Raw genomic sequence first — 26,317 nt, 5'->3', positions numbered from 1 at the left:
ATTGGTCAGTGGGCATTCTTAGTGCCGACAACTAAAAAACCAACAACCACTACTACTGATAAGGCACCACCATGGGTTCGCCCACCTGGAAGTCGGGCAGCGTTATGTCGTTATTTTGGGTACCGTTTGTTTTAAATATATTATAGCCATTATCCGGTATGTTAGGGTAGTAGGCCAGCGACAGCTGAAAACTGTTAAACACAAGGTAATCGTTATACAGTAATATGCCCATCCCAATTTTAGCATAAACAGGGCCGTCATACAACTTGTGCTGCTCGTTGCCTATTACCCCCAGTGTAAGGTTAGCGAACGGGTTAATGCGGAAACCGGCTAAATTCCACGGTGAAAAGCTTTGTGTCTGCAGCGTAAGGAGCAGTTTTTTTGTACCCCTCAGGTCGCGGCTGCTAAAGCCGTCTATACCATTTTCGTTATTAATGTTAAGCTGGTCAGTATATATAGGCAGGCGGTTGTCGCCAAAAACGAGCACAGGCTTTATAAAATGCCGCAGGCGCCAGCTGCCCAGCGTTTTTATATTGGTAAAATAAAGGGCATCTACCCTTAGGGTGGTTTGCTGGGTAAGGTCGCGATAAAAATAAGAACCCAGCTCAAGGTTAGTACTCAGGAAGCCCCACTTGTAGTAATTACCAAAGGCGTAGCGCCCGCCCACGTAAGCGCGGTGCCGGTTGTTTTTGTCCTGCATGCCAAAGGTTACCGAATACAGCTTGCCTATGGGTATATCTTCTACAATGTCATAATTAAAAAGGAATTTGTCCTGCACAAATTTCCGGGAGGTAATACCCACGCTTGCCAGGTATAGCTTTTCGCTGCTGTAAAAACCTATCGAGTCATACTCAATAGTAGGGGTTTCTGTATATTTTCGGTTAAAGTACCGCAGGCTGGTTATGAGCCTTGTAGTGCGCGCCTCTTCATCGTTACCGTTATAAAATTTAAAGGCATAGCCTGCCCAGTAGTCCTGCGCGCTCGATTTAAAGTTTTGCCAGTCCCATTCCTGCTGTGCATTAGGAAGCGTATCCCGCTGAAAGCGTGACTCTACGTAAATGCCCCCGGCCAGTTTTGTAAAAGCACTGTAAAAGTCGCGCTCGGCGCCAAAGCTTTTAAGCGAGTTTTCGCTCCTCCATATCTGGTAGGTAATGGTGGAGTTAATATAGGTATTCATAATGTTAGGTACCGTATAGCGTGCAAGGTAAGCCGTTTCCCCGGTGTTAAAACGTTTATCAAAATCGTTTTCAAACTGGTGCCCAAGCCCCATAAAATTCCGCTCGGTAAGGGTAAACGAGGTGCCTGAGCCAGACGCGCTTCCGTTAGGTAAAAGGCTCCACGAGTCGAGCACCCTTATGTACACATCTACAGAGTCGCTCTTCGCACTTATGCGCTGAGGCGTAATGGCTACCCTGCGCACATACCGCTGTGCCCTTATTAAGCGTTCAGAGTCTTTAACCAATAATGAATCCAGCGGTTCATTCCGCTTAAAGAGCAGGAGGTTTTTAATGGTAAACTCTTTTGTTTTTAAGTGTACCCGGTTACCAAAATTCTGGACCCAGTTGTTCGGTTTACGTAGTGTATCGGTAATGGAATAGCCAAACGGGTCTAAGGTTTGTACCACAATGCGGCGCACTATTTTACCTTCATAATTGTTAAAGGTATTTTGCATTTCGGGTGTACGCTCTTTAACCTTCCGCCGGGCCTGCGATGGCTTTTTGGGCTGCACAGGCCGGAACATTAACTTATGCACCATTTTTGTAAACTTGCGCTTACGGCTGTAATCCTGTATTTTTTGGTAAATAGAGTCATTATGCTCTTTTATTGAATCGCGGTTTACAGGTTTTACCTGCCCCCATGCCGGGGCAATGGCACATAGTGCCATAATGATAAGCAGCCTGTAAACGAAGTTCATTTTTTTGTGTGCAATTTTTATAATGTGGGAAATTAAAGTTTTAAACCCAAATAAATCTTAAAAAGGAGATTCAGGATTGGGATTTACCAAAGTTTTAACGAAAAAAAAATCGGGGCGTAATGCCCCGATAAGAATATGATATACAGAACGTATTAGCTCTTCTCTTCTTTATTAAAGTAAACAAGGTAGTAATACATCTGTTTTTCTTCATCCCAGCCTTTTTCTACAAACTTTTCGGCACTTTCGGGGTTTACAAAATCCAGTTTTATCTGTATGTTGGTATCCAGGTTTATAACGTTTTTTATCTTTTTACGCGCGTCTGTCACCGCTGCATTCGCAATGGGGAATGAGGTAACATCCTCTATACTGTACTTAGGCGCTTTTTCTACTTTGTAGTTTTTAAACTCCGGTATCAGGTCAGGGTTGTCAAGCACCTCATTAAGGAACGCCGTTTCTTCAAACTCGTCGTTCTTGGCAAAGTAGTTTACAGAGCGGTTCATAAACATTACTTCCTCCTTTTTATCTTCGGCGGGCAGCACCACGTCTTTGGCGAAATCCTGCACAAACTTCATGTACTTTTTGGTCATAAAGTTTTCATCCTGAAACGCGTCTACCGATAGGAAATGCTCCAGCCAGTAGCGGGCATCATAGCGGTTATGGTCTACAGTGAGTATCTTATAGCCTTCTTCCTTCTTATAATTAAAGATAATGCAGCCTTTATCGAGCTTGTTCAGGTTAATGCCCTGCTGCAATAATACCTCTATATTGCTTTCTTTTTCTTCAAACTGAAGGAAGTCGGTTTTTATCTCGCTTTTAAAAATACCTACGGCATCAACCGGGTTGTTGTCTATGGTAAGATGTGTAAGGTAAGCCACATATACCTCGCCGTTTTTAATGTGGGGGTGGTTGCTCTGCTCAAAAAGGTGTTTGGTTATCTTTTTAGAAACCTCATGCGCGCTGCCGGGATTGGTAAAAATCTCGGTGGCATAGTTGTACATGTCGTGGTAATCTAAATGCACATCATGCGCAAACTGAAAGTAGTTTTCTTCCTTTTCCCTGAACGGGCGAAAGAAGTACTCTTTAAGTAACGGCATTATCTCGTCGTTTGGCTTATAGGGCGCTTCAGATAAAAACAGGGCCTCACTACGGCTTTTGTTGCCTACACGGTGTACCGAAAGGCTGTCGATATTGGTATTGAATAAGTTGATCATTTTAGAGCTTCTGAGTTACTGAGCTGCTTAGCTTCTGAGCCTGGGGCCGCTTAGTTACTTTGTTTTATTTTATTTTATTGATAAATGACGTAAGCATTATTTCAAGCTCACGTGTGTTTTCGTATAATTGTTTAAAAGTATCTTCGTTAAGGTATTTTATGTTGTAGGCTATTTCTATTTGGGTTTGCAATTCAAAAAGTGACCCGAGGGTAATGCTAAAAACCGTTTTAGTTCTACATCACCACCACGGCCATAACCTTCGGCAATGTTACTGGGTATTGATACACTGCATCTCCTAATCTGAGATGTTAAGCCATACACTTCATCTTTAGGGAATGTCCTGGTTACTTCATATATGTGCGTAACAAGCACCATCGACTTTTGCCAGATAAGCAGGTTCCTAAAATTTCCCATAGGTTTTTTATTTTTAGCTGTGAGTTTCCCAGCCATTAGGGGCTTAGCAGCTCAGAGGCCTAGTAGCTAAGTTGCTTACGCACTAATTCCAATTATGGGAGTCATCAAGGCCCAGGTCTTCAAAACTGTCGTCGCTAAACATGTCAAGGTCTTCTTCATCGTAGTCGTCGTCAAACTCGCCATACAGGTCGTCATCAGCACCCTCTGCGCTAAAGGCAAGGTCCTGCGAGCCTGCGGGCGTTTCGCCATGAGAGAACAACAGGTCCGGGTAGGTTACGCCCGCTTCCACTTCTTCAATAGCGGCCAGTTCTACAAAAAACGTAAACATATTTAAAAAATCGTATACGTATATAATTTTGTTGTCCTCCTCGGTAAGGGTGGTACGAAGGGTATAATCGGACATCGTTTTCATTTCACCGGGTGTATCGCCGGTATCAAAAAGCGGAATTTCCTCATCCTGCGTCCAGTCGTCGTCGCAGGTGTAAAACGAAGCCACCTCAAGCCCGTCAAATCCAAAGGCATTTACTATGGCATTGTGCAGGTCTTCAAGCGTATCTTCTTCTAATATAGCAATATCCCTGAAAACATCTTCTTCAGCATCGAGTATTACCCTAAATTTATAAACCATCATAATACTGTTTTAATATGCCAAAGGTAAATGATTATTTTAAAAACTGCCTTTTGGATTTTTAGAAATTTTAGGTAAGGGGGCTTACTGTTTTACCGGTTCATCTTTTTGCCCCGTCAGTTCAAATGTAGTGCCGTTAAACTTAAACGTGCAGGAACAGTGGTGTTCAGGCACTTCTTCATCCGTATACTCTTTTTTGTCTCCGTTATTGCAGTAACAGTATTGCGTATGGTCGTCGGTAGTGTAATGTACCCAAAGAGTTTTTGTAGCGGGGTTATACTCTATAGCGTTTTCATAGCCCATGCCGGTGCCCAGCTCATACTCAAAATCTACCACCGGTTGCCCTTTTTCATAATGCACTACTTTAGCATAATGGCCCATGCAGCTGTTGCAGCCTATGATTTCACCCATCATAAGATAGCGGGTAGCGGATTTTGATTTTAGGGGAATTATGGTGTCATAACCGTCGGGGTTGTAAATATCCTGGTCTTGGTCGCCCTTTTGGCCTGTATAATAAATATATGATATCCGACTCTTGTAACTGCCGCCGGTATTTTCGTCGTACGCAAAATTATACATTTTATTGTCTGCCGATTTTGTAGCAAAAATATTCACCAGTTTTTCATTATTGGCTTTGCCAAAATCGGGATAGGAAGTGAGTTCGGCTAGTTTTTGTCGAATTTTCCCTTGGTAATATTCCTGTAGCGAAAAGACATCTATCGAATCTTTATTGGCCGAAAATGATTCTGAATATATATGTTCTTCAGTATCTTTGGGGAAATCTTTATAAGTTAGGCCATAATCCTTAAGCAGTACTATGTCTTGCCGATACGGGTAGATGCCTGCATAGGTATCGGTAAGGGCGTTTAGCTCATCTGCTACTTTTTTAAAAGATGAGTTTTCTTTACGTGGCGTTACCTGTTGCAGGTTTCTATTCTGGCTCTGGCCAAAGTTGCAGCTGCACAGCGATACAAGTACTATAACGGCTAAAAAATTCTTCATTCTCTTACTTCATAAAATTCCAGTGGTAATCCGTCCGGGTCTTCAAAAAAGGTAAAGCGGCAGCCGGTAAATTCGTCTGTGCGTACCGGCTCTGTGGCCACGCCATTTTGGTTAAGCCAGGCTATGGCAACATCTATCTCCGGCACCTGGAATGCCATATGGCGCAGCCCGCGCGCTTCAGGCCTTGAGGGGCGTGGAAGGCAATCAGGGAATGAAAAAAGCTCAATAACATAGTCGCCATTTAGTGCGAGGTCAAGCTTATATGATTCGCGCTCAGCCCGGTAGTTTTCTGCTATGACGGTTAGGCCCAGTATTTCGGTATAAAACTGTTTTGATACCTCATAATCAGAACAGATTATGGCGGTGTGGTGTATTTTAGTAATATTCATTCGTTAGGATTACAGGTATTCACCCTGGCATATCCACCAGTGGTTGCCAAAAGGGTCTTCAAAGCCGCCGCTGTAGCCATAGTCCTGCTTTACGGGCTGCATTAATGATGCAGCGCCGCTTTCCAGTGCGGTTTCATACACTTTGTCAGCATCTTCCACATATATAAACATACCACTTGTTTTGCTGCCCCAGTTTTCGCTACTGTTGGCAAACATCAGTACGGCACCGCCTATTTTTATTTCGCCGTGCATTATACTGCCGCCTTCTCCGGGAACAATAAGCTGCTCGGCGGCGCCAAATACTTTTTTAGTAAAGTCAAGAAATGCTGCTGCATCATCAATAATAATGTACGGCATTACCGGCAGGTAATTTTCTGGTATTTTCATAATGTTTTTTGATTGGGTAATGGTGTAAATGTAGTAATTTTTTACAAAAAAAGCCGCCCAACTTTACAGAATGAGCGGCTGTGAAAATTACGTTTTTATATTACCTGCTGAATACTTTTTTGAGCCCTTCATCCATCTGGGTTTCGCTGCTTATAACAAGGTTTTCGCTGGTATTTGCCATATCGCCCTGCTTTATACCGTCTACATACAGCACATTTATACCATCAGTTTTATGAACCGTGTAGCTGTAAACACCTGATGCGAGCCCCGAATAAATATTTTCAGGCCCCAGGGTTACTACATTATTATGTACCGTGAGCCTGTGGCTGTCTTCATCAAATGTCCATATTACTTCGCCGGGTGTATACTCCAGCGATGGGCCTTCGGTAACCGTGGCGTTTGTAAGTTTCCAGGTGCCATTGTAGCTGTTGCCTTCCGGATCTTCGCTACACGCTGTAGCCAGGCAGGCCGTTAACGCGAAAAACAAAACCTTTAGCTTCATAATCGGGGTTATTTAGTTCAAATTCAGTTAATTGTGTTGTTTTAGGATGGCTAAGTTATTAAAATTTTCTTAAAACGAAAACGTTTGCCCCTAATTTTAACCATAACAATTCATCCATGCCATTTTACAGTTGGGTTATGTTTTTTAGCAAAGTTGTAACCACAGGGGCATCTTTGCCCTATCAATAAATCAATAGGGCATGAAATCAACATTTACTTTATTAGTCTTTCTGGTGGCATTTACCATGCATGCGCAAACCACCCTGAGCGGCACCATAACCGACCATACCGGGAAGCCCGCCGCTGCCGCAAACGTATATATCGACGGCACTTATGATGGTGCAATAACCGCCGAAGACGGTACCTTCAGCTTTAGTACCGATGTTACCGGGAGCCAGGTTTTAGTAATTACCGCACTGGGCTTTGATGACGTTAAGGAACCCATAATTATAGAGGCTTACGTGCCAAAACAATTTAAGCTGCAGGAAAACGTAAACCTAATGGACGGCGTGGTAATATCTGCAGGGGCATTCAGCGCGGGGGATAATACCAAGATAAACGCGCTGAAACCGCTGGATATAGTTACCACGGCAGGCAGCGTGGGCAATATTGTTGCAGCGTTGCAAACCCTGCCCGGCACACAAACGGTGGGCGAAAGCGGAAGGCTGTTTGTGCGTGGCGGCGAGGCCGATGAAACACAGACTTTTGTAGACGGCCTGCGTGTGGCGCAACCTTATGGTGCTACCGCAAACAACCTGCCTACACGGGGACGTTTTTCGCCTTTTTTGTTTAAGGGGATGACATTTTCTACAGGCGGCTATTCGGCAGAATTTGGCGAAGCGCTGAGCAGTGTACTTTTGCTGAATACCATTGACGAAGAAGACCAGGAAAAAACAGAAATATCGTTAATGACGGTGGGCCTGGGCCTTGCCAATACACAAAAATGGGGTAAAAGTTCGCTTACGGTAAACACGTCTTACGTTAACCTGCAGCCCTACCAATGGCTTATACCGCAGGATGTAAGCTGGAACAAGCCCTACCAGTCGCTATCGGGCGAAAGCGTGTACCGCTATAAGTTTAACAACGGCCTGTTTAAGTTTTATGCCGCTTTTGACCATGCCGATTTTAGCATTAATGCCAAAGACATCAACCTGCCGGAACCCGTGCGCACCGCTATAACCAATGATAATTTTTATGCAAACAGCAGTTATAAAGGGTCGTTTGGCGCGCAATATACCCTGCAAACCGGCGTTGCTTACGGTTACAGCCGCAACAACATTGGCCTTGACCAAAACAGCGTGGATAATGCTGAGCACAGCGCCCACCTAAAGGTAAAGCTTACCAAAACATTTAGTAATATGATTAAACTATCGGCCGGGGCAGAGCATTTTACAACCGATTTTAATGAGGAATATAAGGAGCCGGAAGGCCTTAGCTTTAATAGTGGCTACTACAATAACATTACTGCCGCCTATACCGAAGCTGATTTTGTTTTTTCTAAAAGTTTTGCATTAAAGGCAGGGGTGAGGGCTACATACAGCAGCCTGCTCACTAAGGGCAATATTGACCCCCGCGTGGCGCTGGCCTACAAAGCGGGAAAAAAAGGGCAGTTTTCGCTCGCGTATGGGGATTTCCACCAAACCCCCAGGGCCGACTACCTGAAGTACTTTAAAGATTTTGAGTTTGAAAAAACCGCGCATTACATCTTTAATTATATGTATAACAGCGCCGGTAAAACCTTTAGGGCCGAGGCCTATTATAAGGACTACGCAAACCTTGTAAAATATGATACACCCGCCCCGGTATATAACAGTGCCTACAATAATGACGGAAACGGGTTTGCCCGGGGGATTGACCTCTTTTACCGCGACAGCCGGAGCATAGGTAACCTTGATTACTGGATATCATATTCGTATATAGACAGCCGGCGCGATTATAAAAATTATGAGGCCAAAGTAACACCCTCCTATATAGCGAAGCATAACTTTTCTATTGTTACCAAGTACTGGATAAACAGCATGCGCTCGCAGCTGGGTGTTACCTACAGCTATAACAGTGGCCGCCCTTATGACAACCCCAACGAAAGCGCCTTTATGGCAGGCCGCACTAAAAGCTATAACAACCTGAGCGTTAGCTGGGCCTACCTGCTAAGCCAGCAGAAAATACTCTTTTTTTCGGTATCAAATGTGTTGGGTTATGATAATGTATTTGGCTATACTTATGCTACTACTGCCGGCAACGATGGGCAGTTTGCCCGCCAGGCTATAACCCAGCCCGCCAGCCGTTTCTTTTTTGTGGGCTTTTTCTGGACGATAAGCGATGACAAGAAAGCGAATAACCTTGATAATTTGTAGTGTCGGGTATAAAGTATTAATTATCAAGTATTAAGAAGTGACGATGGCGCGTCGGACTTCCGGCATCGGACTTCGGACCAAAATACAAAAGCGGGACAGTTATTAAAAACTATCCCGCTTCTTTTTAGATCAGGTTCTGAACTATAAAAATTCGTACGTCTGACCTTTAAACGTTATGAAATTACGACTTTCGCCTTAAAAATTTTCTTCGGAATCATACCAGCCGAAGCGGCTGTTGCCACGGTTATAGTCGCTGTGGTCGCTGTTTATGTAATCAGTGGCATCACGTTGCTCCTCGTCATACTTTTTTTCATTAGAGCGTTCTACCGGGTTATTGGCATCCCAGTTGTTGCCCGGTGTACCCTGGTTGCCCTGCTTATTTTTCCATGACTCCTCATCTTCATTAAAGGTCTGGCTGTCCGGGTCATGGTTCTTATCGGTATTTTTATAGTGATCAGGGTGGGTGTTTTTATCGGTAGTACCGGCAAAAAGAGTGTTGTTATATGGAGTATTCATAGTTATAGCTTTTAGTTATTAATATTCTCGCTTTTGTTCACTAAGGTTGCCCTCCTTAATTTTTTCGGGCGTTTTAGTGGCATCCGGATTTGTTTCCGCGCCGTCTTTACCCTGGGCAATATGCTTTAGCAGGTTACTGCTTTTTTCTTCACTTGGGTCTTTATCATGAGACACCTTAGGTGCCGGTGTCTGGCTCTTATCTCGGTTTGACATAACTGTTTGATTTTGAAGTATTGTAAAGTTACGTACAAGGTTAGCTAATCCGTATATCAATTAACGAAGCTTTCGGCATCCGTTTCTTACAATTTTTAAAAATAATGTTTAATGTTTTGATTTTTAGTTATTTATTAAATTACTTCAGTTACCCTGCGTAAAAGTTTAACAAACAATTCACGCCCCCGTAGCCCGCGCATGGCGGGTTTTTAGTTACATTAGTACGGGCTTAACACGGCATTACTTACAGCCGCTGCAGAGCCTGGTTTACAATAATGTTTAATACTACCTATTTTATACCTATGGCTACACGACACTGGGTTATAGACCCTGCACATTCTGACATACAATTTAAAGTGCGCAACCTTCTTATCGCAAGCGTAAACGGGCACTTCCGTATTTTTAGCGGAAGGATGGTAACGCCGGTGCATGATGATTTTTCGGATGCGTATATTACCCTTACTATTGATGTATACAGCATTGATACAAACAACCGCGACCGGGACGAGCACCTGAAATCGCCCGACTTCTTTAATGCCGACGCTTTTCCTGAAATAACGTTCCTGAGTACTGAATTTAAAAAGATTGAAGGCGACAAACATACCCTTACCGGAGAACTTACCTTAAAAGGGATTACAAAAACGGTAACCCTTGATGTACTTTTTGGCGGGGAAGCTAAAGATGGCTTTGGCATACAGCGTGCCGGTTTTGAAATAAGCGGGCTTATTAATCGCAAAGACTTTGGCATACATGCCGATAGCGTTACGCCGGATGGAATACTCGTGCTGGGGGAAGATATAAAACTGCAGGCAGGTATACAGTTTATTAACGAAACAGAGTAGGAGTTTCAAAAGAGCAAATGGGATTATAGTAAAGGGGCCCACAGCATTGAAGTACATTCTTCCCTGTGAGCCCCTATTTAAATTGTGTGTTGTCACTCTATGAAATAACTCAGGTAATTACCCGCCAAAGTGTGTGTTACCGCGTACCGTTGTTTCATCTTTATTATCCCGGCCTTTCTCGATATCAGAGTTAAAATCCCGGTTCTCTGCGGTTTCCATCGCTTCCTTTTCGTTAGCTGTCCCGCGGCTTTTGTCTACTTTTTTACCATCAGCACGGGTAGTGTCATCGCCCCGGCTGTCTACGGGTGGCGCCTGCTTCTCGTCTACATCCCGGGCGCGCTGTTGGGTAACGGTAGTACCGTTTTTTGTCTTTTCAAGTTCCATATCCAGCTTATCTTTAGAAGGGTTGTAGTTTTTAGGCAGGTTTTCGCCGCTAAAACCTTCGTTTACGTCAGATTGTTTTTCGGCATTGCCTATTTTTTTATCGCCAAGGTCTTTAGGGTCGTCGGTTCCTGGTGCCATAGTTATTTTTATTTATAGTTTATAATAAAGTTATAATAGTTAAGGGCAATGTCGTTAGCTGTAGCTTCTATTGATGTTTTAAGCCCGTCATAACCCTCCTTAATATTCCCGTTGCTGTCAAAATAATCGGGCAGTGTATATTGCGTAGGCGTGTCGCCCTCAGCATAAATTTCAGGTACGGTTAGCGTAAGGGTATATCCTGTTGGAGTAAAATCAACCTTCATAACCAGCTTGGCCTTATGCTGAAAGGTTTCGCCACGGCTGCGGTAAAAAAAAGCATTTTTTTCAATTCCGCTTATAGTGAGCGTGCCAGCGCCCACATTACTCAGGTCAAACTGCCCGTGCCTGCGTTTTTGCTCTGTTACCCATGCCCTGGCAAGGTCAACAAACTTGCCACCCTCTATACGCGGCAGGGTGTAGGTAACCGGCTCAAAACCACGCGGTGTAAGTTGCAGCACGGGTGTTTGTGCCAGTGCCGTAACAGCGTGGCATAATAACAGTATGGCCCATAGCTTTTTCACGGTTACGTTTTTTTAAGGGCTTTTTCAAACTCCTCCTGTATACGGCCGTTACTAACCAAAAACGGTTTTTTATCTATGGTAACAGTAATTTCGTCGCCTGTAATTACATACGAGCCTTCAAAGCTGCCTATGGGTGTACTGCCCTCAAAGCTGCCCTGCTGCTCGTTACCATTAAGCGTGCCTTTACTGCCTACTGTATTCCTTATCTTATTGAGTAATTCCTGCTTATCGCCGGGATATTTTACGGTGAATTGACTGCTCATTGTTTTATTATTTAGCGTTATTGCATAAAGATACCCATTATAAGCAGGCAACTGTGTTTAACTTATGTTAACGCAGCAGCTAAAGTTTTACTAAAAAAATACCCACTGATGGGGATAAATGGGTAATCTTATATTTATTATTTTTACATTACACATACCAGCCGATTAATTAACCCTTACCGGGAGTATATGCCTTATGGATATTGTACACTACAACGAAGCCCGCAAAATATGGCAGCGGATAGCCCGTACCGACCAGAATATAGAGATGCCCACCGATGCAGAATTGCACGCCAGATTCCTGAATATCTTCCAGGTGGGCAGTTATTACCATTATATATTTAACTGTATTACCGGCACTATAGAATCGGTAAGCGATAATGTGCATGAGGTGCTGGGGTATAAACCGGACGAGTTTAGCGTAGAGCTGCTACTGCACAACATGCACCCCGATGACCTGCCCTATTTTATGAATTTTGAACACGAGGTAGTCAATTTTTTCGCGAAACTTAAACCCGAAGACGTGTTTAAGTATAAGGTGCGTTATGACTACCGTGTAAAAACAGCGGGCGGCAATTATATACGGCTGCTGCAACAGGTAATTACCATACAGAGCGACGACAATGGCGCCGTGCTGCGCACCATGGGGGTACATACCGATATTACCTATTTAAAAGCCGAAGGAGTGCCGCAACTCTCGTTTATAGGGAGTGACGGCGCGCCGTCTTACCATAATGTGGCAGTGCACAAAGTATATGAACCCACTAAAGAAATACTTACCCGCCGCGAAAAACAGGTACTGTCTTATATGGTGCAGGGCTATAAGAGTAAAGAAATTGCCGATATTATAAGCATAAGCAAGCAAACCGTGGTAACGCACCGCCGCAATATGCTGAACAAGACTGGTTCGGCAAGCGCGGCAGAACTGGTAATGAAAGCATTGCGGGAAGGCTGGATTTGACAGTTTTTTGTGGCTACACAAAATATCACGGAGAAAAATAAAAACCACCTGCGGCATAATTAGCAATTCAGGCTTTTAGTCCTTTTCCGACTTAGTGCAATAAACTTATCCCTTTACCACGAACATCCTTTTTTCAGTATCAAAAACGATGCTTTCGTCATCAAAAATATTATTAACTCCATTACTGTTAATCAGTGTTTCGGGGCTGCCCTGTACAAGGCAGCCCTTTTTCATAATTACCAGTTCGTCTGCCATTTGCAGTGCCAAATCAAGGTCGTGCGTGCTGAACAGGATGCATTTATTCTCTTCGGCAGCCAGTTTTTTAAGCAGCTTTATCAAGCGTATTTTATGCGGAAGGTCCAGGTGGGTGGTAGGTTCATCTAAAATTATTACAGGCGTATCCTGCGCCAGGGCACGGGCTATCATTACGTTTTGCAGTTGCCCGTCGCTAATTTCAAAGTATTTTTTATCTGCCAGGTGCTGGGTTTGGGTCAGCGCAAGCGCCTGGTTTATTTTGGCAATATCGTTGGGCGTGAGGCTGCCCAGCCAGTTGGTGTACGGTTGCCTGCCCAGTGATACAAGCTCAAACACCGTAAGGTTACCTGCATTGGGGCTTTCAGTAAGCACGAGTGAAAGCTGCTGCGCTAACGCTGATCGGGAATAGCTGCTGAGGTTTTTATTGCCGATTAAAACTTCGCCCTTCAGCGGTTTTTGCAGCCCGCTTAGTGTGCGCAGCAAGGTACTTTTACCAATGCCGTTAGCACCTATCAATGCGGTTAACGTGCCTTTTTTCAGCGCAAGCGAAAGGTTGTCGGCAACGGTTACCGGCTTTTTACCGCCGTAGCCAATGCTAATGTTAGCGCTTAGTATAACAGGTGTGTTTTCCATTAGTAAGCGGATTTTCGTTTTTGCAATAACAGCCCTATTACTACCGGCGCGCCAATTATAGATGTAATGCCGTTTATGGGTAGCACCACGCCGCTGCCGGGTATCTGGGTACATATATCGCACAGCAGCATGAGGATACCGCCCGTAAGCAGCGTACCCCAAAAGAGTATGCGGTGGCTTCCTGCCTTTAAAATTAGCCGCGCTATATGAGGTACTACCAGCCCTACAAAAGCTATAGGTCCGGCAAAGGCGGTAACCACCCCCGTAAGCAGGCTGGCCGCGAGTATAATGATTATTCGTGTGCGGTTAATGTTGATGCCCAGGCTTATGGCATAGCGTTCGCCGAGGAGCAGGCCGTCCAGCGCTTTGATGCGGGTTATAGCCAGTGCTATTCCTATAAAGGTTATAACAGCCAGTAGAGTGACGTGTTCCCAAGGTAAATTGCCCAGGCTGCCTAGTGCCCAAAAAGTATATTTTTGCAGTTGCTCGGCGGTGCTGAAGTAGGAGAGTACCCCCACAATGGCCCCGGTAAAACTGCCGAACATAATGCCGGTGATGAGTATGGCCATGGTGTCTCGCAGGCGTTGTGCTACCGCCAATACCAGCAACAGCACCGCAAAACTGCCCGCAACTGATGCCAGCACCACGCCATACCCCGAAATTAAAAATAAACCAAATGCCCCCGGTATAAAGCCCGCGCCCATAATTACAAAGGCCACGCCCAGGCTCGATCCGCTGCTAAGCCCCAGCACGTCGGGCCCTGCAAGCGGGTTGCGAAAAAGGGTTTGCATGAGTAGCCCGCCTATGGATAAGCCCATGCCGGACAATACCGCTACGAGTGCCTTTGGCAGGCGGTAATTGAGTATGATGTAATCCCAGGCGGGTTTTGAGGTAGCGTTTCCGGTGAGTGCGTTCGCTACATCCTGTGTGGGGATTTTAACCGCGCCCAGGCTGATGTTTACCAGGAACAACGCCACCAGGGCAATGCCCATGATGATAAAGAGGATGGTATTTCGGGAGCGGTTGTGCATTTTGTGGTTTCAAAGATATTTAAATGTAAATGAAATTTTTACCACAAGGTGCACAAAGATTTTACACTAAGTGCACAAAGCCGTATGGAAATCTTTTAAGCACCGGTAAGAGCACAAAGCTTTACTTCGTCAGTTCGGGCATAGCCCTCGGGTGTGTACCTCCCGCCGAAGGCGGTTTTCATAGTGAACCTTGTGAAAAGTCTTTGTGCGCTTTGTGGTAAAAAATCTTTATAGTAAAACCGTTCTATTTCAGCCGTTCAAAAAACTGCAATTTATACCCCTGCATCAATTCCGGGTGCAATATTGCGATGAGGTCTTTGAGCACCAAATCAGGATGGTTATTGGCCAACTCATAATAAATCAGCCCGCCGGTTTTACCTGTTTTGGTACTAAAAGAATATACCTGCCTGTTTTTAAATGCCTTAAATTCCTTGTAATGCGGGTTGACCTTTTCCATTTCCGCCAATGAGGTATATTGGCTGGGGCCAATCCAGAACTCAGCGTTTTGTGCTTTTTCAAAAACCGTTTCAAAGGAAAGGCTCAGGCTCCCTGTGCCTTCGCTATAGGCCCATAGGTAGTCGCCACCCGCATCCTGCATAAACAGGGCTGCCCAACTGCCGCCCTGTGGTAAGTACCACTGGTCGTTTAGCATGGCACCCGCCACAATTGTGGGTTTGGTTTTTACATTTTGCAGCAGCGCTTTCGCGGAAGCGTAATCATTTTCTATTTTTGTAAACAAGGCATCCGCCTTTTCATCCATCCCGTAAAGGGCACCAAAAAACTTTATCCACTCGGCTTTACCCAAGGGCGATTGCTCGGTCCAGTCGGCGTTATATAGTACTTTAATTCCCGCCTGTTGCAGGCTTTCAAGGGTTTTGTTAGTGCTGTTTATACCAAAGGCTACCACGGCATCAGGGGCAAGGTCGATGATTACTTCGGTGTTCAGACTCTCGTTTTGCCCGGCTTCCCTTACTTTTCCGGCATCAATAAGCGCCCTCGTTTTTTCTGACGACACAAATTTAGTATCGGGGAAACCCACCAGCGTATTTTCCACCCCCAGCATTTCCAGCGACGGGATGTGGGTAGTGCTGGTTACCACTATGCTTTTAACAGGTACGTTTATCAGGGGATATTGCTTAAGGCTATCCGGCACTATCGCGCCCTTTTGCTGCATTACATAGGTAAAGCTCTCCTTGGCGCCCGGCCAAGGCTGTGTAACTTTTACGATGGTATAACCGTCATATTTATAAAGCCGGAGGCCTTTGGCATATTTAATGGCGTTGGTTGCAGGATGGTTTGTGGCAACGGTTTCAGCTTTTTCGGCGGTTTTGTTTTTGCATCCGCTGAGTGCGAAAACCGCAATGAAAATAAGGGTAATGAGGTGCTTCATAAAAAATATTCAGTGAATGCAAAGTTATAAATTATATATCGTTGCTACTTCATATATTTGTTTTCCAATATATAATCCAAACAATCACCTTAATATTTAACCACCAATAAATTATGAATGATTTAAAAGAAAATTTACCGCTAATTGCAAGTTGCGTCTTGGCTTCTCTAATTTGTATTGCAATAACAAGAGCAATATTTAGTATCCCCAAGTTTTTAAAGTATCAAAAAGCTCAAACTCTCGCTATTTTAAAAATAGCTGAGCTAAAAGGAGTTGACAGCGATTCTATACAAAAAATAATTGATGTTATAGAAGAACGGCCTACGGGTAATTATGTCGGCGATGAAAAAAATATCAGGCAAATTTATAAGAAGCTATGAATAAGTTATTAACACTTTGCTTATTACTACCCATAGTATGTTTTTCTCAAAAGAAGACCAAAGAAGAGCGTCAACAGACATTAAATGAGCGCAAAGGATTAGTTCAAACTCGTGATACCTTAAATTATCCTCCTGCATATTGTTTGATTGTTGCTACTGGCCGACTATTTTCTAATAAAGTAGATATACGAATTGACTATGGCCAGGATGCTACATTCTTTGAAGATAAAACCGTAAGAGATAAAAATGGGAAAAAGATAATTTTTCGGTCGGTAATGGACGCATTAAATTACATGAAGTCACTGGGGTGGAATTTTGTTGATGCTTATGCGATAACCACAGGTAGCCAAAATATATACCATTATCTGATGGAAAATCCCGGAAATGCGGAAATACCCATAACCGCTAAGGATAATGAATAACATATGCTCCATCAAACGATGGGTTTATTTTTGATAGTTTCTTTATTTATAACTAATGGAAATTGATTAACCTATATTTTCAGTAAAACGTTTATCTTTGCACCACATTCAGGGTTGCCTGTGCATGCACCATGCACCGGCATTAAAAGGGAATCGGGTTTAAATCCCGGGCTGTTCCCGCAACTGTACGCTTACCCGCCACGGCGGGGGCGGTTGTTAACTGCAAAACCACTGTGCGCCACGGCGCATGGGAAGGTAAACAACCGCACGCAAGCCAGGAGACCTGCCCAGAGTGTATAAAACGTGGCCTTCGGGAAAAAAGGCTTACCGGATATGACTTTTGGAAAGCAGTATTTACTCATTTTACTCCTGTGCGGCCTTGCCCATGCACAGCAGGACACCATTGCGCTTAAAGAAGTGCTGATAGCCGATACGCAATTGCGCGATTTTTCGGCTACGCAATCAGTTATACAGCTTTCTGACTCGGTAATCAGCCGCAGCGCACCCTCATTAACGTCCTTATTACTTTACAATAGCACTATTTATTTTAAGGAAAATGGCCCCGGGATGGTTTCGTCGCCATCCTTCAGGGGTACCACCGCCCAGCAAACCGCCGTGGTGTGGAACGGCATCAACATCAATTCACAGTTAAACGGGCAAACGGATTTTAATACCCTTAACGCCCGGGATTTTCAGGACATATCGGTACGTGCAGGGGGGGGGAGTATAGCTTATGGCAGCAGCGCTATCGGGGGAAGCATCCACCTTGATGATAAGCTTGTTTTTGCAAAGCAGTTTACTAACACCCTCCGTACCGATTACGGCAGCTACAATACGCTTGGCGCGAATTATAAATTGGCCGCCGGAACCGAAAAGTTCAGTGCCAATGCCTCCGTAAGCCATAACAGCAGCGATAACAACTTCCGGTTTCCCGGATATGATATTTATAACGATAACGGCCAGTATAAAAATACCAGCCTTAATGCCGCCTTTGGCTACAAGCTTTCCGATAAAAATATACTGCGCTTTTACAGCTATTTGTTTGATGGGGAACGGCACTTTAGCCGCACGCTTGCGGCACCGTCACGCAGTAAGTACCAGGATTTAAACACGCGTAATTTAATAGAATGGACGGGCCGGTATGGTAACTTTACCTCACGCCTTAAAGCCGCATTTCTTAACGAAAAATATAAGTATTTTGAAAACTTTGCCACAAATAATTATTCATCGGGGCGGGTGCGCAGCTACATTGCACGCTACGATGCTACCTATGATTTTAATGCGAATATAAAACTTAACGCCATAGCTGACTTTACGCAAAACAAAGGCGAAGGCAGCGACCTTAATTCCCACAAGCGCAACACGGGCTCCGGGGCATTACTGCTTAAGCACCAGGTTACAACTACCTTTGGCTATGAAGCAGGCATCCGTAAAGAGTTGGGGAGTGCGTATAGCAGCCCGTTACTGTTTTCGGCCGGGGCCAAAATAGCCGTGAGTAGCTTTTATACGGTAAAGGCCAATGCGTCGCGCAACTTCCGTGCACCTACGTTTAATGATTTGTACTGGCAGGGCAGCGGCAACCCTAACCTGAAGCCCGAGAGCAGCTACCAGGCAGAGCTGGGTAATGTGTTTACCCAGAAAAACGCCACGCTGAGCCTGACCGGCTACTACATAAAACTAACCGATATGCTGCGCTGGATTCCCGGTACCGATGGTATCTGGAGGCCGGAAAATGTAGATGAGGCAAAAACCTACGGCGGGGAAGCGCTGCTGAACTGGAATAAAAAAACAGCCATAGGCACTTTTACCTTTAGCGGTACGTATGCGTACACCATTTCGCAGCGCGCGGGCAGCACCGCACAAATGATGTATGTGCCTAAGCATAAGGCAACGGCAAGCGTGGCCTATTCTCATAAAAATATTTCGGCATACTATCGCCACCTGTTTACCGGTTTGGTTTACACCACTACCGATATGAGCGCCGAACTCGATGCTTATAACGTATCAGGTATTGGGGCGCAGTACAGCTTTAACCTGTTTAGTGGCCTAAGCCTGGGCGGGCAGGTAAACAACCTGTATGGGGAGGCCTACCAAAACGTGGCCGTGCGCCCCATGCCTGGCAGGAACTACAATGTATATCTTACCCTTAAATTTTAATAACACAGAAATAACTCTTATGAAACTTAACAAACTAATGGTGGCTTTATTTGCAGGATCGGCTTTGCTGGTATCGTGTAATAATGATGATGACACAAACAACGGCCCGCAGGGCGCGTATGACAATGGTATCCTGGTGCTTAACGAAGGCGGTTTTGGCGCGGGCAACGCATCGGTATCGTTTATCTCTGATACGCTGTCGCTTCAAAACAATATTTATGCGGCTAACAACGGCGGCGCTGTACTTGGCGATACCGGACAGGACATTGGCCTGCACGGGCAGTATGCCTATATCGTGCTTAATGCCTCAAACAAAATTGAGGTGGTTAACCGTTACACCTTTGCCCATGTAGCCAGTATTATAACCGGCCTGGTTAACCCGCGCTATATTGCTTTTGAGGGCGGTAAAGCCTACGTGACGAACTGGGGCGATGGGGGCGTTGCAACCGATGATTATGTGGCGGTAATAAACCTGGCTACAAACGCGGTAACCACTACCATACCCGTAGCGGAAGGCCCTGAAGCTATTATAGCCGAAAACGGCAAACTGTATGTAGCCCACAAAGGCGGTTACGGTTATGGCAATAAAATAACGGTTATTAACGGCGAGCAAAATACAGTTACCACTACCATTACGGTGGGCGATGTACCGGGTTCGCTTGAGGTTGAGGGCAATAAACTATATGTGCTTAATGAGGGCTTACCGAGTTATGTAAACCAGGTAGACCCGTTGCTGAACGAAACAGCGGGTAGCCTTAGCGTTATTAACCTGAATACAAATACAATAATGGGTACTGTTGCTTTTGACGGTATGGTACACCCGCAAAACCTTAACATTGAGGGCGACAAGATATATTGCACGGTAGACTCTGAAATTTTTAGTTTTTCGCCGGGTGCAGATTTGCCTGCTGCGCCGCATGCTATATTTAGCACTACCCCCCAGGGTGTGTATGGCGTATATGCCATGGAGGTTAATGAGGGCCACATTTATGTAGGCGATGCCGGAAATTATACCGCTGCCGGAAAGGTATATATTTACTCGCTTACCGGCACTTTAGAAAATACCTTTACCGTAGGTGTAATACCATCCGGCTTTTATTTTAACGAATAAGTTGTAATTCTTTTATTTTAGGGTAACCCCGTTTGTATTATACAGGCGGGGTTTTTTGATTTTCTATTTTGAATTTTTTATTGGAAAGTAGTAGATATAGCGTGGATTTGTAATTCTTCCCATTATGTATACGCTGATGTTAAGCTACAATAGTTCCATTTGATATTTCATTTGTTGTAAAGCTCCAAATTGCCCGTTAATTGAGTTTAGCATACTCTCAATATTTTGTTTACTATACGGGAGTAAATCAATATTATTGTATAACTCATCAGAAAAGCATTTATCAAATTCTGCTTTTTGCATGTTTAAATATTGCTGAAATGTAATTCCTTCAAACATCATTCTGTTTGCATTACCTTTATCAATATGTTTCTGAATCAAGTTTTGTACTTCTAAAGACAACTTTTTTGTCATTTGGAAGTGAACTTTCAAATTATTTTTTTCAGCTATAGGTTCAGGTTCTTCAAATACTGGCGGAGGTTGATTGAATTGTCTGTTATACGTAGCGATAGCAACAATAACGCCTATAATACCGACGATTAGCCCCGTAATTTCCATTATGTTTTTTAAGGATTAGTTATGAGAAACCGGCTTTTATTCTTTAGCCACCAATCTGATTTAGATTCATTAGCTAACTCATTTATACTGTCTTGTGTAGCCTGGCTTTTAGCTGTTATTTCCCTGAATTTTAAATAATCTAAAATGCGCTGCAGCCCGCTAATATCTGTATCAGCAGACAGCCGGATGAGGATTTCGTTATTGGTTCTTTCAACTTGCATATATCAAATATAATTAAATTATCGGCAGGATGTATCTTTTTTTAAGATTAACAAAAGGTAAACACTGACCGCCCCTTAACGTGCATAGTGCTAACAACAGCGAAAATATTTGCTCGTGTTTATAACAAAAAAGCCCGGAACATCACTGCCCGGGCTTTTGCTATATTAAGCAGTTAACTACTAATTGTCTGACTGACCACTGCAAACTGCAAACTATTCAGAGGCTGGCTCACTTGCGGTAAGTATCCATTCGCCGGTATTCAACAGGCTTTCGGCCTTTTTATACTTCATGGTTTCGGTTTTGCCGCTCATAACGTGCTTAACGGTAACATTGTCGTTACGGTTAATTTTAGGAGCATCGCGTGTAATGGTTTCGGTTACCGGCTGGCGCTGCTGGCTTTGCTGCGATACCTCGCGGGCTGCGGCAGCCATTTCATCCGTATTTAGTACCTCTTCCTTAATTTCGGTATATTTTTCCTGCGGCGCGCGCTGTTGCTGCCTTGCCTCCTGTATTGTATTCGCGTTTTGCGAAGGCAGGTCGGCTTTAAACAGGAACGAAAGCACGTCCTTATTAATCTCGTTCAGCGTTTTGCGGAACAGCTTGTAGGCCTCTTCCTTATAAATAAGCAGGGGGTCTTTTTGCTCGTGTACCGCAAGCTGCACGGATTGCTTAAGCTCATCCATTTTGCGGAGGTGCTTTTTCCAGGCTTCGTCTACTATGGCCAGGGTGATGTTTTTTTCAAAATCATCTATAAGGGTAGCGCCCTCGGTCTGGTAGGCTTTTTCAAGGTTAGTAACCACGTTAAGTGTTTTTACACCGTCGGTAAACGGCACCACAATACGCTCATACTGGCCGTTGTTGTTTTCATAAACGTTTTTTATAACCAGGAATGCCTCCGCGCTGTTGCGCTTGTTCTTGTCGATATAAGCTTCATAAACCGCTTTGTATATTTTGCCCGTAAGTTCATTTTCGCCAAGTTTTTTAAACTCCGCCTCTGTTACCGGCGCGCTTATAGAGAAGATGCGGATAAGGTCGAAATCAAAGTTCTTATAGTCGTTAGTAAGCTTGTTGCTTGCTACAAGGCTCTCGGCCATATCATACATCATGTCGGCAATATCTACTTTCAGCCTGTCGCCAAAGAGGGCGTGCCTGCGTTTTTTGTATACGTTTTCACGCTGCTTGTTCATCACGTCGTCATACTCAAGCAGGCGCTTGCGCTGGCCAAAGTTGTTTTCCTCTACTTTTTTCTGCGCACGCTCTATCGATTTTGTCATCATCGAGTGCTGTATTACCTCGCCTTCCTTAAGGCCCATACGGTCCATAACTTTAGCTACCCTGTCTGAACCAAAAAGGCGCATCAGGTTATCTTCCAGCGACACATAAAACTGCGAGCTTCCCGGGTCGCCCTGGCGGCCTGCACGGCCCCGCAGCTGGCGGTCTACACGGCGTGAGTCGTGGCGCTCTGTACCTACAATAGCAAGGCCACCGGCGGCTTTTACCTCGGGTGTAAGCTTAATATCGGTACCACGCCCGGCCATGTTGGTGGCTATGGTAACAATGCCCGGCTTACCGGCTTCGGCTACAATGTCGGCCTCTTTTTTATGGAGCTTTGCATTCAGTACATTATGGTTAATGCCACGCATCTTAAGCATACGGCTCAGCAGTTCTGATATTTCTACCGATGTTGTACCTATAAGTACCGGCCTCCCTGCATTTGCAAGTTTTACGGTATCTTCTATTACGGCGTTGAATTTTTCGCGTGTGGTTTTGTAGATAAGGTCTTCCTGGTCTTTGCGCGAAATAGGCCTGTTAGTAGGTATCTCTACCACATCGAGCTTATAAATTTCCCAGAACTCGCCGGCTTCGGTTACCGCAGTACCCGTCATGCCGCCCAGCTTGCTGTACATCCTGAAGTAATTTTGCAGGGTAATGGTAGCAAAGGTTTGTGTAGCGGCCTCAATCTTAACGTTCTCCTTAGCCTCGATAGCCTGGTGGAGCCCGTCTGAATAGCGGCGCCCGTCCATAATACGGCCGGTTTGCTCGTCTACAATCATAATTTTGTTATCCATGATTACATACTCCACGTCTTTTTCAAAAAGCGTGTAGGCCTTTAACAGCTGCGTAAGGGTATGGATGCGCTCGCTCTTGATAGAAAAATCAGCAAATAATTCTTCTTTCTTGGTAGTTTCTTCCTCTTTAGGAAGCTTTAGTTTTTCTATATTGGCAATTTCCGTCCCGATATCCGGAAGCACGAAGAAGTCGCCGTCAGTAGTATCCTGGCTCAGGAATTTGATACCGTTATCGGTAAGTTCTACCTGGTTGTTTTTTTCTTCGATGACAAAGTACAGTGCCTCATCAACCTTGTGCATTTCGCGGTTGTTATCCGCCATGTACTGGTTTTCGGTTTTCTGCAGCAGCTGTTTTACGCCTTCCTCACTCAGGAATTTAATAAGCGCCTTATTTTTAGGAAGGCCGCGGTATACCCTAAGCAGCAGGAAGCCGCCTTCTTTGGTCTTGCCTTCTTTTATCAGTTTTTTGGCTTCGGCCAATACTCCGTTTAGTAACGTGCGTTGCAGGTTTACAAGGTTGTCTACCTTTGGCTTAAGCTCGTTAAACTCGTGGCGGTCGCCCTGTGGCACCGGGCCGGAGATGATAAGCGGCGTACGCGCGTCGTCTACCAGTACTGAGTCTACCTCATCTACAATGGCAAAGTTATGCTTGCGCTGTACAAGGTCGGTAGGGGAGTGGGCCATGTTGTCCCTCAGGTAGTCAAAGCCAAATTCGTTATTGGTACCGTAAGTAATATCGGCGGCGTAGGCCTTGCGGCGCGCCTCGCTGTTTGGCTGGTGGTTATCTATACAATCTACCGTAAGGCCGTGGAATTCAAACAAAGGCGCTTTCCAGGTGCTGTCGCGTCGGGCAAGGTAGTCGTTCACGGTTACCAGGTGCACACCGTTGCCGGTAAGGGCGTTAAGGTACATAGGCAGGGTAGCCACAAGGGTTTTACCTTCACCTGTTTGCATTTCGGCAATTTTGCCCTGGTGCAGTACGATACCGCCTATAAGCTGCACATCGTAGTGAATCATGTCCCACGTAATTTCTTTACCTGCCGCGTTCCACTGGTTTGCCCAGTGCGATTTATCGCCATCTATGGTAATGTATGGCTTGGTAGCGCTCAGTTCCCTGTCTTTAGGGGTGGCGGTTACGGTAATAGTGCTGTTTTCTTTAAAGCGTTTAGCGGTTTCTTTAACCACGGCAAAGGCTTCGGGAAGCAGTTCCAGCAATGTTTTTTCAGATACCTCATAAGCCTCTTTTTCAAGGGCGTCTATAGATGCGTAAATTTCTTCACGGGCATCAATATCGGCAGTTTTCTCTACCTCTTCAAGGTAAGAAGCTATTTTTGCATCTTTATCGGCACGGGCTTCGCGTATTTTATCTTTAAAATATACGGTCTTAGCCCTGAGCTCGTCGTGCGAAAGCTGTGCAAGCGCGCCTTCATACGACTTAATCTTAAGTACCAGCGGCTGCAGCGCTTTAATGTCTTTTTGCGACTTATCGCCCACAAAGGCTTTAAGTATGCTGTTTATTAAACTCATTATTTTATATAATTACTTGTGTTTACTAAAAGTAAGGGGCAAATTTAACCAAAAAAAAAGCCTCCTGAAAGAAGACTTTTCCATTTTAATTTATTTTATGCGCTTAATATTCATCCTCGTTCCAAAGATAATCTTCGTCCGTAGGATAATCAGGCCAGATTTCCTCCATCGATTCATAGATTTCTCCTTCATCTTCGATGGATTGCAGGTTTTCGACAACCTCCAGCGGCGCTCCTGTCCTAATGGCATAATCTATAAGCTCATCTTTTGTAGCCGGCCACGGTGCATCACTTAAATAAGATGCTAATTCTAATGTCCAATACATCTTTTAAACGATTAAAGTTTATGCAAAAATAAATTTATTACTGAAAAAGTCAAGAAAAATTTCACTTTTTATTTAAATATTTAAGAACGTCCGCCGAAATCAGTGTTCAGTGGTCAGTTTACAGTGTTCAGTTGCTTACTCTTTCGGCAAATACTGCCTGCTAACTATACACTAAACACCGGCTACTTAAAGAGAAGCTAAAGCTTCTCCGGTATCCACTTTACCTCATTGGCGTGTAAATCTTTAGACAACTTCCGTGCCAATACAAAAAGATAGTCGCTCAGGCGGTTGATGTATGCCAAAACATTGTCTTCAAAGGGTTCAAGCTCCATTAAATGCACCGCTAAACGCTCTGCGCGGCGGCAAACGCAGCGCGCTATATGACAGTATGACACGGTAGTATGCCCCCCGGGAAGCACAAAATGCGTCATGGGTTCAAGCTCACTTTCCATCGTGTCTATTTCGTTTTCAAGGAATTGGATATCCGCTTCTGATATTTTAGGGATGTTGAGGCGTTCCTTACCGTTCTTTAAAATGGCCTTATCGGGCGCGGTTGCCAGTATGGCACCTACGGTAAAGAGCCTGTCCTGTATTTTTTCGAGGGTTTGCTTATAAGCGGGGTTCATATCCTGGTCGCGTATCAAGCCGATGTGCGAATTAAGCTCATCTATAGTGCCGTAACTCTCTATGCGTATGTGGTGCTTGGGCACGCGCGTACCCCCAAAGAGGGCCGTGGTACCTTTATCGCCGGTTTTTGTGTAGACTTTCATTTTAAGAAGCTTCTCAGCCTCTTAGCTTCTTAGCTTCTTAGCGGTTAGCGGCTTAGTAGCTTAGTAGCTAAGCAGCTTATTTAATAGGATTCAAATTCACATTATCACTCTCTATAACCCCGTCCCTCAGGCGGATAACCCGGTGGGCATGGGCAGCTATGTCTTCCTCGTGGGTTACCAGTATTACGGTATTGCCCTGGGCGTGTATGTCGCCAAACAGCCTCATTATCTCTACCGATGTTTTACTGTCAAGGTTACCCGTGGGCTCATCGGCCAGTATTATAGACGGGTGGTTAACCAGCGCGCGTGCCACGGCTACACGCTGCCTTTGCCCACCCGAAAGCTGGTTAGGGCGGTGGTCCATACGGTCGGCCAGGCCTACCTGGGTAAGCACCTCGGTGGCGCGGGCGTTGCGCTCGGGTTTTTTGTAGCCGGCATATACCATGGGCAGCGCCACATTATCCAGCGCGGTGGTGCGGGGCAGCAGGTTAAAGGTTTGAAAAACAAAGCCTATTTCTTTATTGCGTATCTCGGCAAGCTCATCATCGGTCATGCGGCTTACGTCTTTGCCATTTAGTACATAATAGCCGCCTGTGGGGGTATCAAGGCAGCCCAGTAAGTTCATGAGCGTACTTTTACCGGAGCCCGACGGCCCCATCAGGGCTACATATTCGCCCTTATTTATGCTAAGGTTTATGCCTTTAAGCACATGCACTATCTCATTGCCCAGCGGAAAATTGCGGGTTATGCCTTTTATGTCTATTATTGGGTCTGCCATTGTTGTTGATTAATTGCGCCTTAAAAGTAGTGATTTTTTTGGATTGTCAG

At 44.8% G+C, this 26,317-nt stretch carries 28 protein-coding genes, 1 pseudogene and 1 riboswitch; of the genes and pseudogenes, 7 read left to right on the top strand and 22 right to left on the bottom strand.

The genetic code is table 11. The annotated features are described in order from the left end of the window. Positions 1-52: 52 nt before the first annotated feature. From ACLI09_RS06360 to ACLI09_RS06325, 8 genes and pseudogenes are all read right to left on the bottom strand, one after another. A complete protein-coding gene (locus ACLI09_RS06360; protein ID WP_411418761.1) occupies positions 53-1,915 on the bottom strand; it encodes a hypothetical protein in 1,863 nt (620 codons plus the stop codon). A gap of 152 nt (positions 1,916-2,067) precedes the next feature. Next, on the bottom strand, positions 2,068-3,126 hold the full coding sequence (locus tag ACLI09_RS06355) for a nucleoid-associated protein (protein ID WP_411418760.1): 1,059 nt from the start codon (positions 3,124-3,126) through the stop codon (positions 2,068-2,070). Positions 3,127-3,190: 64 nt separating this feature from the next. After that, positions 3,191-3,501 (bottom strand): annotated as a pseudogene (locus ACLI09_RS06350) (four helix bundle protein). A gap of 121 nt (positions 3,502-3,622) precedes the next feature. Then, positions 3,623-4,168 (bottom strand): IS1096 element passenger TnpR family protein, encoded by a 546-nt coding sequence (locus tag ACLI09_RS06345; RefSeq protein WP_411418832.1) that lies wholly within the window; start codon positions 4,166-4,168, stop codon positions 3,623-3,625. 84 nt (positions 4,169-4,252) lie between these two features. Then, complete coding sequence (locus ACLI09_RS06340; RefSeq protein ID WP_411418759.1) at positions 4,253-5,170, bottom strand: hypothetical protein; 918 nt, start codon at positions 5,168-5,170, stop codon at positions 4,253-4,255. After that, the gene (locus tag ACLI09_RS06335) at positions 5,167-5,559 is read right to left on the bottom strand and encodes a VOC family protein (protein WP_411418758.1); all 393 of its coding nucleotides are present in this window, start codon (positions 5,557-5,559) and stop codon (positions 5,167-5,169) included. The genes ACLI09_RS06340 and ACLI09_RS06335 overlap by 4 nt, the downstream gene beginning before the upstream one ends. 9 nt (positions 5,560-5,568) lie before the next feature. Beyond that, positions 5,569-5,946: a VOC family protein gene (locus ACLI09_RS06330; protein ID WP_411418757.1), complete on the bottom strand. Its 378-nt coding sequence runs from the start codon at positions 5,944-5,946 to the stop codon at positions 5,569-5,571. A 100-nt stretch (positions 5,947-6,046) separates the two neighbouring features. Continuing rightward, positions 6,047-6,448, bottom strand: coding sequence for a hypothetical protein (locus ACLI09_RS06325; protein WP_411418756.1), 402 nt, complete (start codon positions 6,446-6,448; stop codon positions 6,047-6,049). A gap of 199 nt (positions 6,449-6,647) precedes the next feature. Between ACLI09_RS06325 and ACLI09_RS06320 the strand changes: the two genes are divergently transcribed. Beyond that, complete coding sequence (locus tag ACLI09_RS06320; protein WP_411418755.1) at positions 6,648-8,801, top strand: carboxypeptidase-like regulatory domain-containing protein; 2,154 nt, start codon at positions 6,648-6,650, stop codon at positions 8,799-8,801. 195 nt (positions 8,802-8,996) lie between these two features. Here ACLI09_RS06320 and ACLI09_RS06315 read toward each other — a convergent pair whose 3' ends face one another. Together ACLI09_RS06315 and ACLI09_RS06310 are read right to left on the bottom strand one after the other, a co-directional pair. Then, on the bottom strand, positions 8,997-9,317 hold the full coding sequence (locus tag ACLI09_RS06315) for a hypothetical protein (protein WP_411418754.1): 321 nt from the start codon (positions 9,315-9,317) through the stop codon (positions 8,997-8,999). 18 nt (positions 9,318-9,335) lie between these two features. Continuing rightward, the gene (locus ACLI09_RS06310) at positions 9,336-9,530 is read right to left on the bottom strand and encodes a hypothetical protein (protein ID WP_411418753.1); all 195 of its coding nucleotides are present in this window, start codon (positions 9,528-9,530) and stop codon (positions 9,336-9,338) included. A 302-nt stretch (positions 9,531-9,832) separates the two neighbouring features. Here ACLI09_RS06310 and ACLI09_RS06305 point away from each other — a divergent pair, with 302 nt between their 5' ends. After that, a complete protein-coding gene (locus ACLI09_RS06305) occupies positions 9,833-10,372 on the top strand; it encodes a YceI family protein (RefSeq protein ID WP_411418752.1) in 540 nt (179 codons plus the stop codon). Between the two features lie 117 nt (positions 10,373-10,489). On the opposite strand, the gene ACLI09_RS06300 is transcribed toward ACLI09_RS06305, so the two are convergent. Genes ACLI09_RS06300 through ACLI09_RS06290 form a run of 3 tightly spaced genes read right to left on the bottom strand, consistent with a single transcriptional unit; the run spans position 10,490 to position 11,678 of the window. After that, a complete protein-coding gene (locus ACLI09_RS06300) occupies positions 10,490-10,894 on the bottom strand; it encodes a hypothetical protein (RefSeq protein ID WP_411418751.1) in 405 nt (134 codons plus the stop codon). 8 nt (positions 10,895-10,902) lie between these two features. After that, the gene (locus tag ACLI09_RS06295; RefSeq protein WP_411418750.1) at positions 10,903-11,415 is read right to left on the bottom strand and encodes a hypothetical protein; all 513 of its coding nucleotides are present in this window, start codon (positions 11,413-11,415) and stop codon (positions 10,903-10,905) included. Positions 11,416-11,417: 2 nt separating this feature from the next. Then, positions 11,418-11,678, bottom strand: coding sequence for a hypothetical protein (locus tag ACLI09_RS06290; RefSeq protein ID WP_411418749.1), 261 nt, complete (start codon positions 11,676-11,678; stop codon positions 11,418-11,420). Positions 11,679-11,874: 196 nt separating this feature from the next. Between ACLI09_RS06290 and ACLI09_RS06285 the strand changes: the two genes are divergently transcribed. After that, on the top strand, positions 11,875-12,639 hold the full coding sequence (locus ACLI09_RS06285; RefSeq protein WP_411418748.1) for a LuxR C-terminal-related transcriptional regulator: 765 nt from the start codon (positions 11,875-11,877) through the stop codon (positions 12,637-12,639). A 105-nt stretch (positions 12,640-12,744) separates the two neighbouring features. On the opposite strand, the gene ACLI09_RS06280 is transcribed toward ACLI09_RS06285, so the two are convergent. The 3 genes from ACLI09_RS06280 to ACLI09_RS06270 form a co-directional block, all read right to left on the bottom strand. Next, positions 12,745-13,527, bottom strand: coding sequence for an ABC transporter ATP-binding protein (locus tag ACLI09_RS06280; RefSeq protein WP_411418747.1), 783 nt, complete (start codon positions 13,525-13,527; stop codon positions 12,745-12,747). Continuing rightward, positions 13,527-14,558, bottom strand: coding sequence for an iron chelate uptake ABC transporter family permease subunit (locus ACLI09_RS06275; protein ID WP_411418746.1), 1,032 nt, complete (start codon positions 14,556-14,558; stop codon positions 13,527-13,529). The genes ACLI09_RS06280 and ACLI09_RS06275 overlap by 1 nt, the downstream gene beginning before the upstream one ends. Before the next feature lie 244 nt (positions 14,559-14,802). Next, entirely contained in the window at positions 14,803-15,948 is a 1,146-nt protein-coding gene (locus ACLI09_RS06270; RefSeq protein WP_411418745.1) for an ABC transporter substrate-binding protein, read from the bottom strand. 113 nt (positions 15,949-16,061) lie between these two features. On the opposite strand from ACLI09_RS06270, the gene ACLI09_RS06265 reads away from it, so the two are divergent. The 4 genes from ACLI09_RS06265 to ACLI09_RS06250 all read left to right on the top strand — a co-directional run bounded on the left by ACLI09_RS06265 (position 16,062) and on the right by ACLI09_RS06250 (position 20,018). Next, positions 16,062-16,328 (top strand): hypothetical protein, encoded by a 267-nt coding sequence (locus ACLI09_RS06265; RefSeq protein ID WP_411418744.1) that lies wholly within the window; start codon positions 16,062-16,064, stop codon positions 16,326-16,328. Then, positions 16,325-16,750, top strand: coding sequence for a hypothetical protein (locus tag ACLI09_RS06260; protein ID WP_411418743.1), 426 nt, complete (start codon positions 16,325-16,327; stop codon positions 16,748-16,750). The genes ACLI09_RS06265 and ACLI09_RS06260 overlap by 4 nt, the downstream gene beginning before the upstream one ends. A 94-nt stretch (positions 16,751-16,844) precedes the next feature. Further along, positions 16,845-17,056: riboswitch (cobalamin riboswitch) on the top strand. Between the two features lie 27 nt (positions 17,057-17,083). Continuing rightward, on the top strand, positions 17,084-18,907 hold the full coding sequence (locus tag ACLI09_RS06255; protein WP_411418742.1) for a TonB-dependent receptor plug domain-containing protein: 1,824 nt from the start codon (positions 17,084-17,086) through the stop codon (positions 18,905-18,907). A gap of 19 nt (positions 18,908-18,926) precedes the next feature. Further along, positions 18,927-20,018 carry a YncE family protein gene (locus ACLI09_RS06250; RefSeq protein WP_411418741.1) on the top strand — a complete coding sequence of 364 codons (1,092 nt, stop codon included), beginning with the start codon at positions 18,927-18,929 and terminating at the stop codon, positions 20,016-20,018. 144 nt (positions 20,019-20,162) lie between these two features. Here the strand turns inward: ACLI09_RS06250 and ACLI09_RS06245 are convergent, their stop codons facing one another. From ACLI09_RS06245 to ACLI09_RS06220, 6 genes are all read right to left on the bottom strand, one after another. Continuing rightward, on the bottom strand, positions 20,163-20,576 hold the full coding sequence (locus ACLI09_RS06245; RefSeq protein ID WP_411418740.1) for a hypothetical protein: 414 nt from the start codon (positions 20,574-20,576) through the stop codon (positions 20,163-20,165). Positions 20,577-20,584: 8 nt separating this feature from the next. Continuing rightward, positions 20,585-20,797 carry a hypothetical protein gene (locus ACLI09_RS06240; protein WP_411418739.1) on the bottom strand — a complete coding sequence of 71 codons (213 nt, stop codon included), beginning with the start codon at positions 20,795-20,797 and terminating at the stop codon, positions 20,585-20,587. 213 nt (positions 20,798-21,010) lie between these two features. Next, positions 21,011-24,394 carry a preprotein translocase subunit SecA gene (gene secA, locus ACLI09_RS06235; RefSeq protein ID WP_411418738.1) on the bottom strand — a complete coding sequence of 1,128 codons (3,384 nt, stop codon included), beginning with the start codon at positions 24,392-24,394 and terminating at the stop codon, positions 21,011-21,013. 103 nt (positions 24,395-24,497) lie between these two features. Continuing rightward, positions 24,498-24,719, bottom strand: a complete 222-nt coding sequence (locus ACLI09_RS06230) for a DUF2795 domain-containing protein (RefSeq protein WP_002986941.1) — start codon at positions 24,717-24,719, stop codon at positions 24,498-24,500. Between the two features lie 197 nt (positions 24,720-24,916). Beyond that, positions 24,917-25,489 carry a cob(I)yrinic acid a,c-diamide adenosyltransferase gene (locus ACLI09_RS06225; RefSeq protein ID WP_411418737.1) on the bottom strand — a complete coding sequence of 191 codons (573 nt, stop codon included), beginning with the start codon at positions 25,487-25,489 and terminating at the stop codon, positions 24,917-24,919. Between the two features lie 76 nt (positions 25,490-25,565). Then, positions 25,566-26,267 carry an ABC transporter ATP-binding protein gene (locus ACLI09_RS06220; protein WP_411418736.1) on the bottom strand — a complete coding sequence of 234 codons (702 nt, stop codon included), beginning with the start codon at positions 26,265-26,267 and terminating at the stop codon, positions 25,566-25,568. Positions 26,268-26,317 lie beyond the last annotated feature (50 nt).

This window comes from Flavobacterium sp. RHBU_24, assembly GCF_046613695.1.
Taxonomy (GTDB): Bacteria; Bacteroidota; Bacteroidia; order Flavobacteriales; family Flavobacteriaceae; genus Flavobacterium.
The sequence above is the reverse complement of the archived record's forward strand: the minus strand, read 5'-3'. Positions and strand labels throughout refer to the sequence as shown.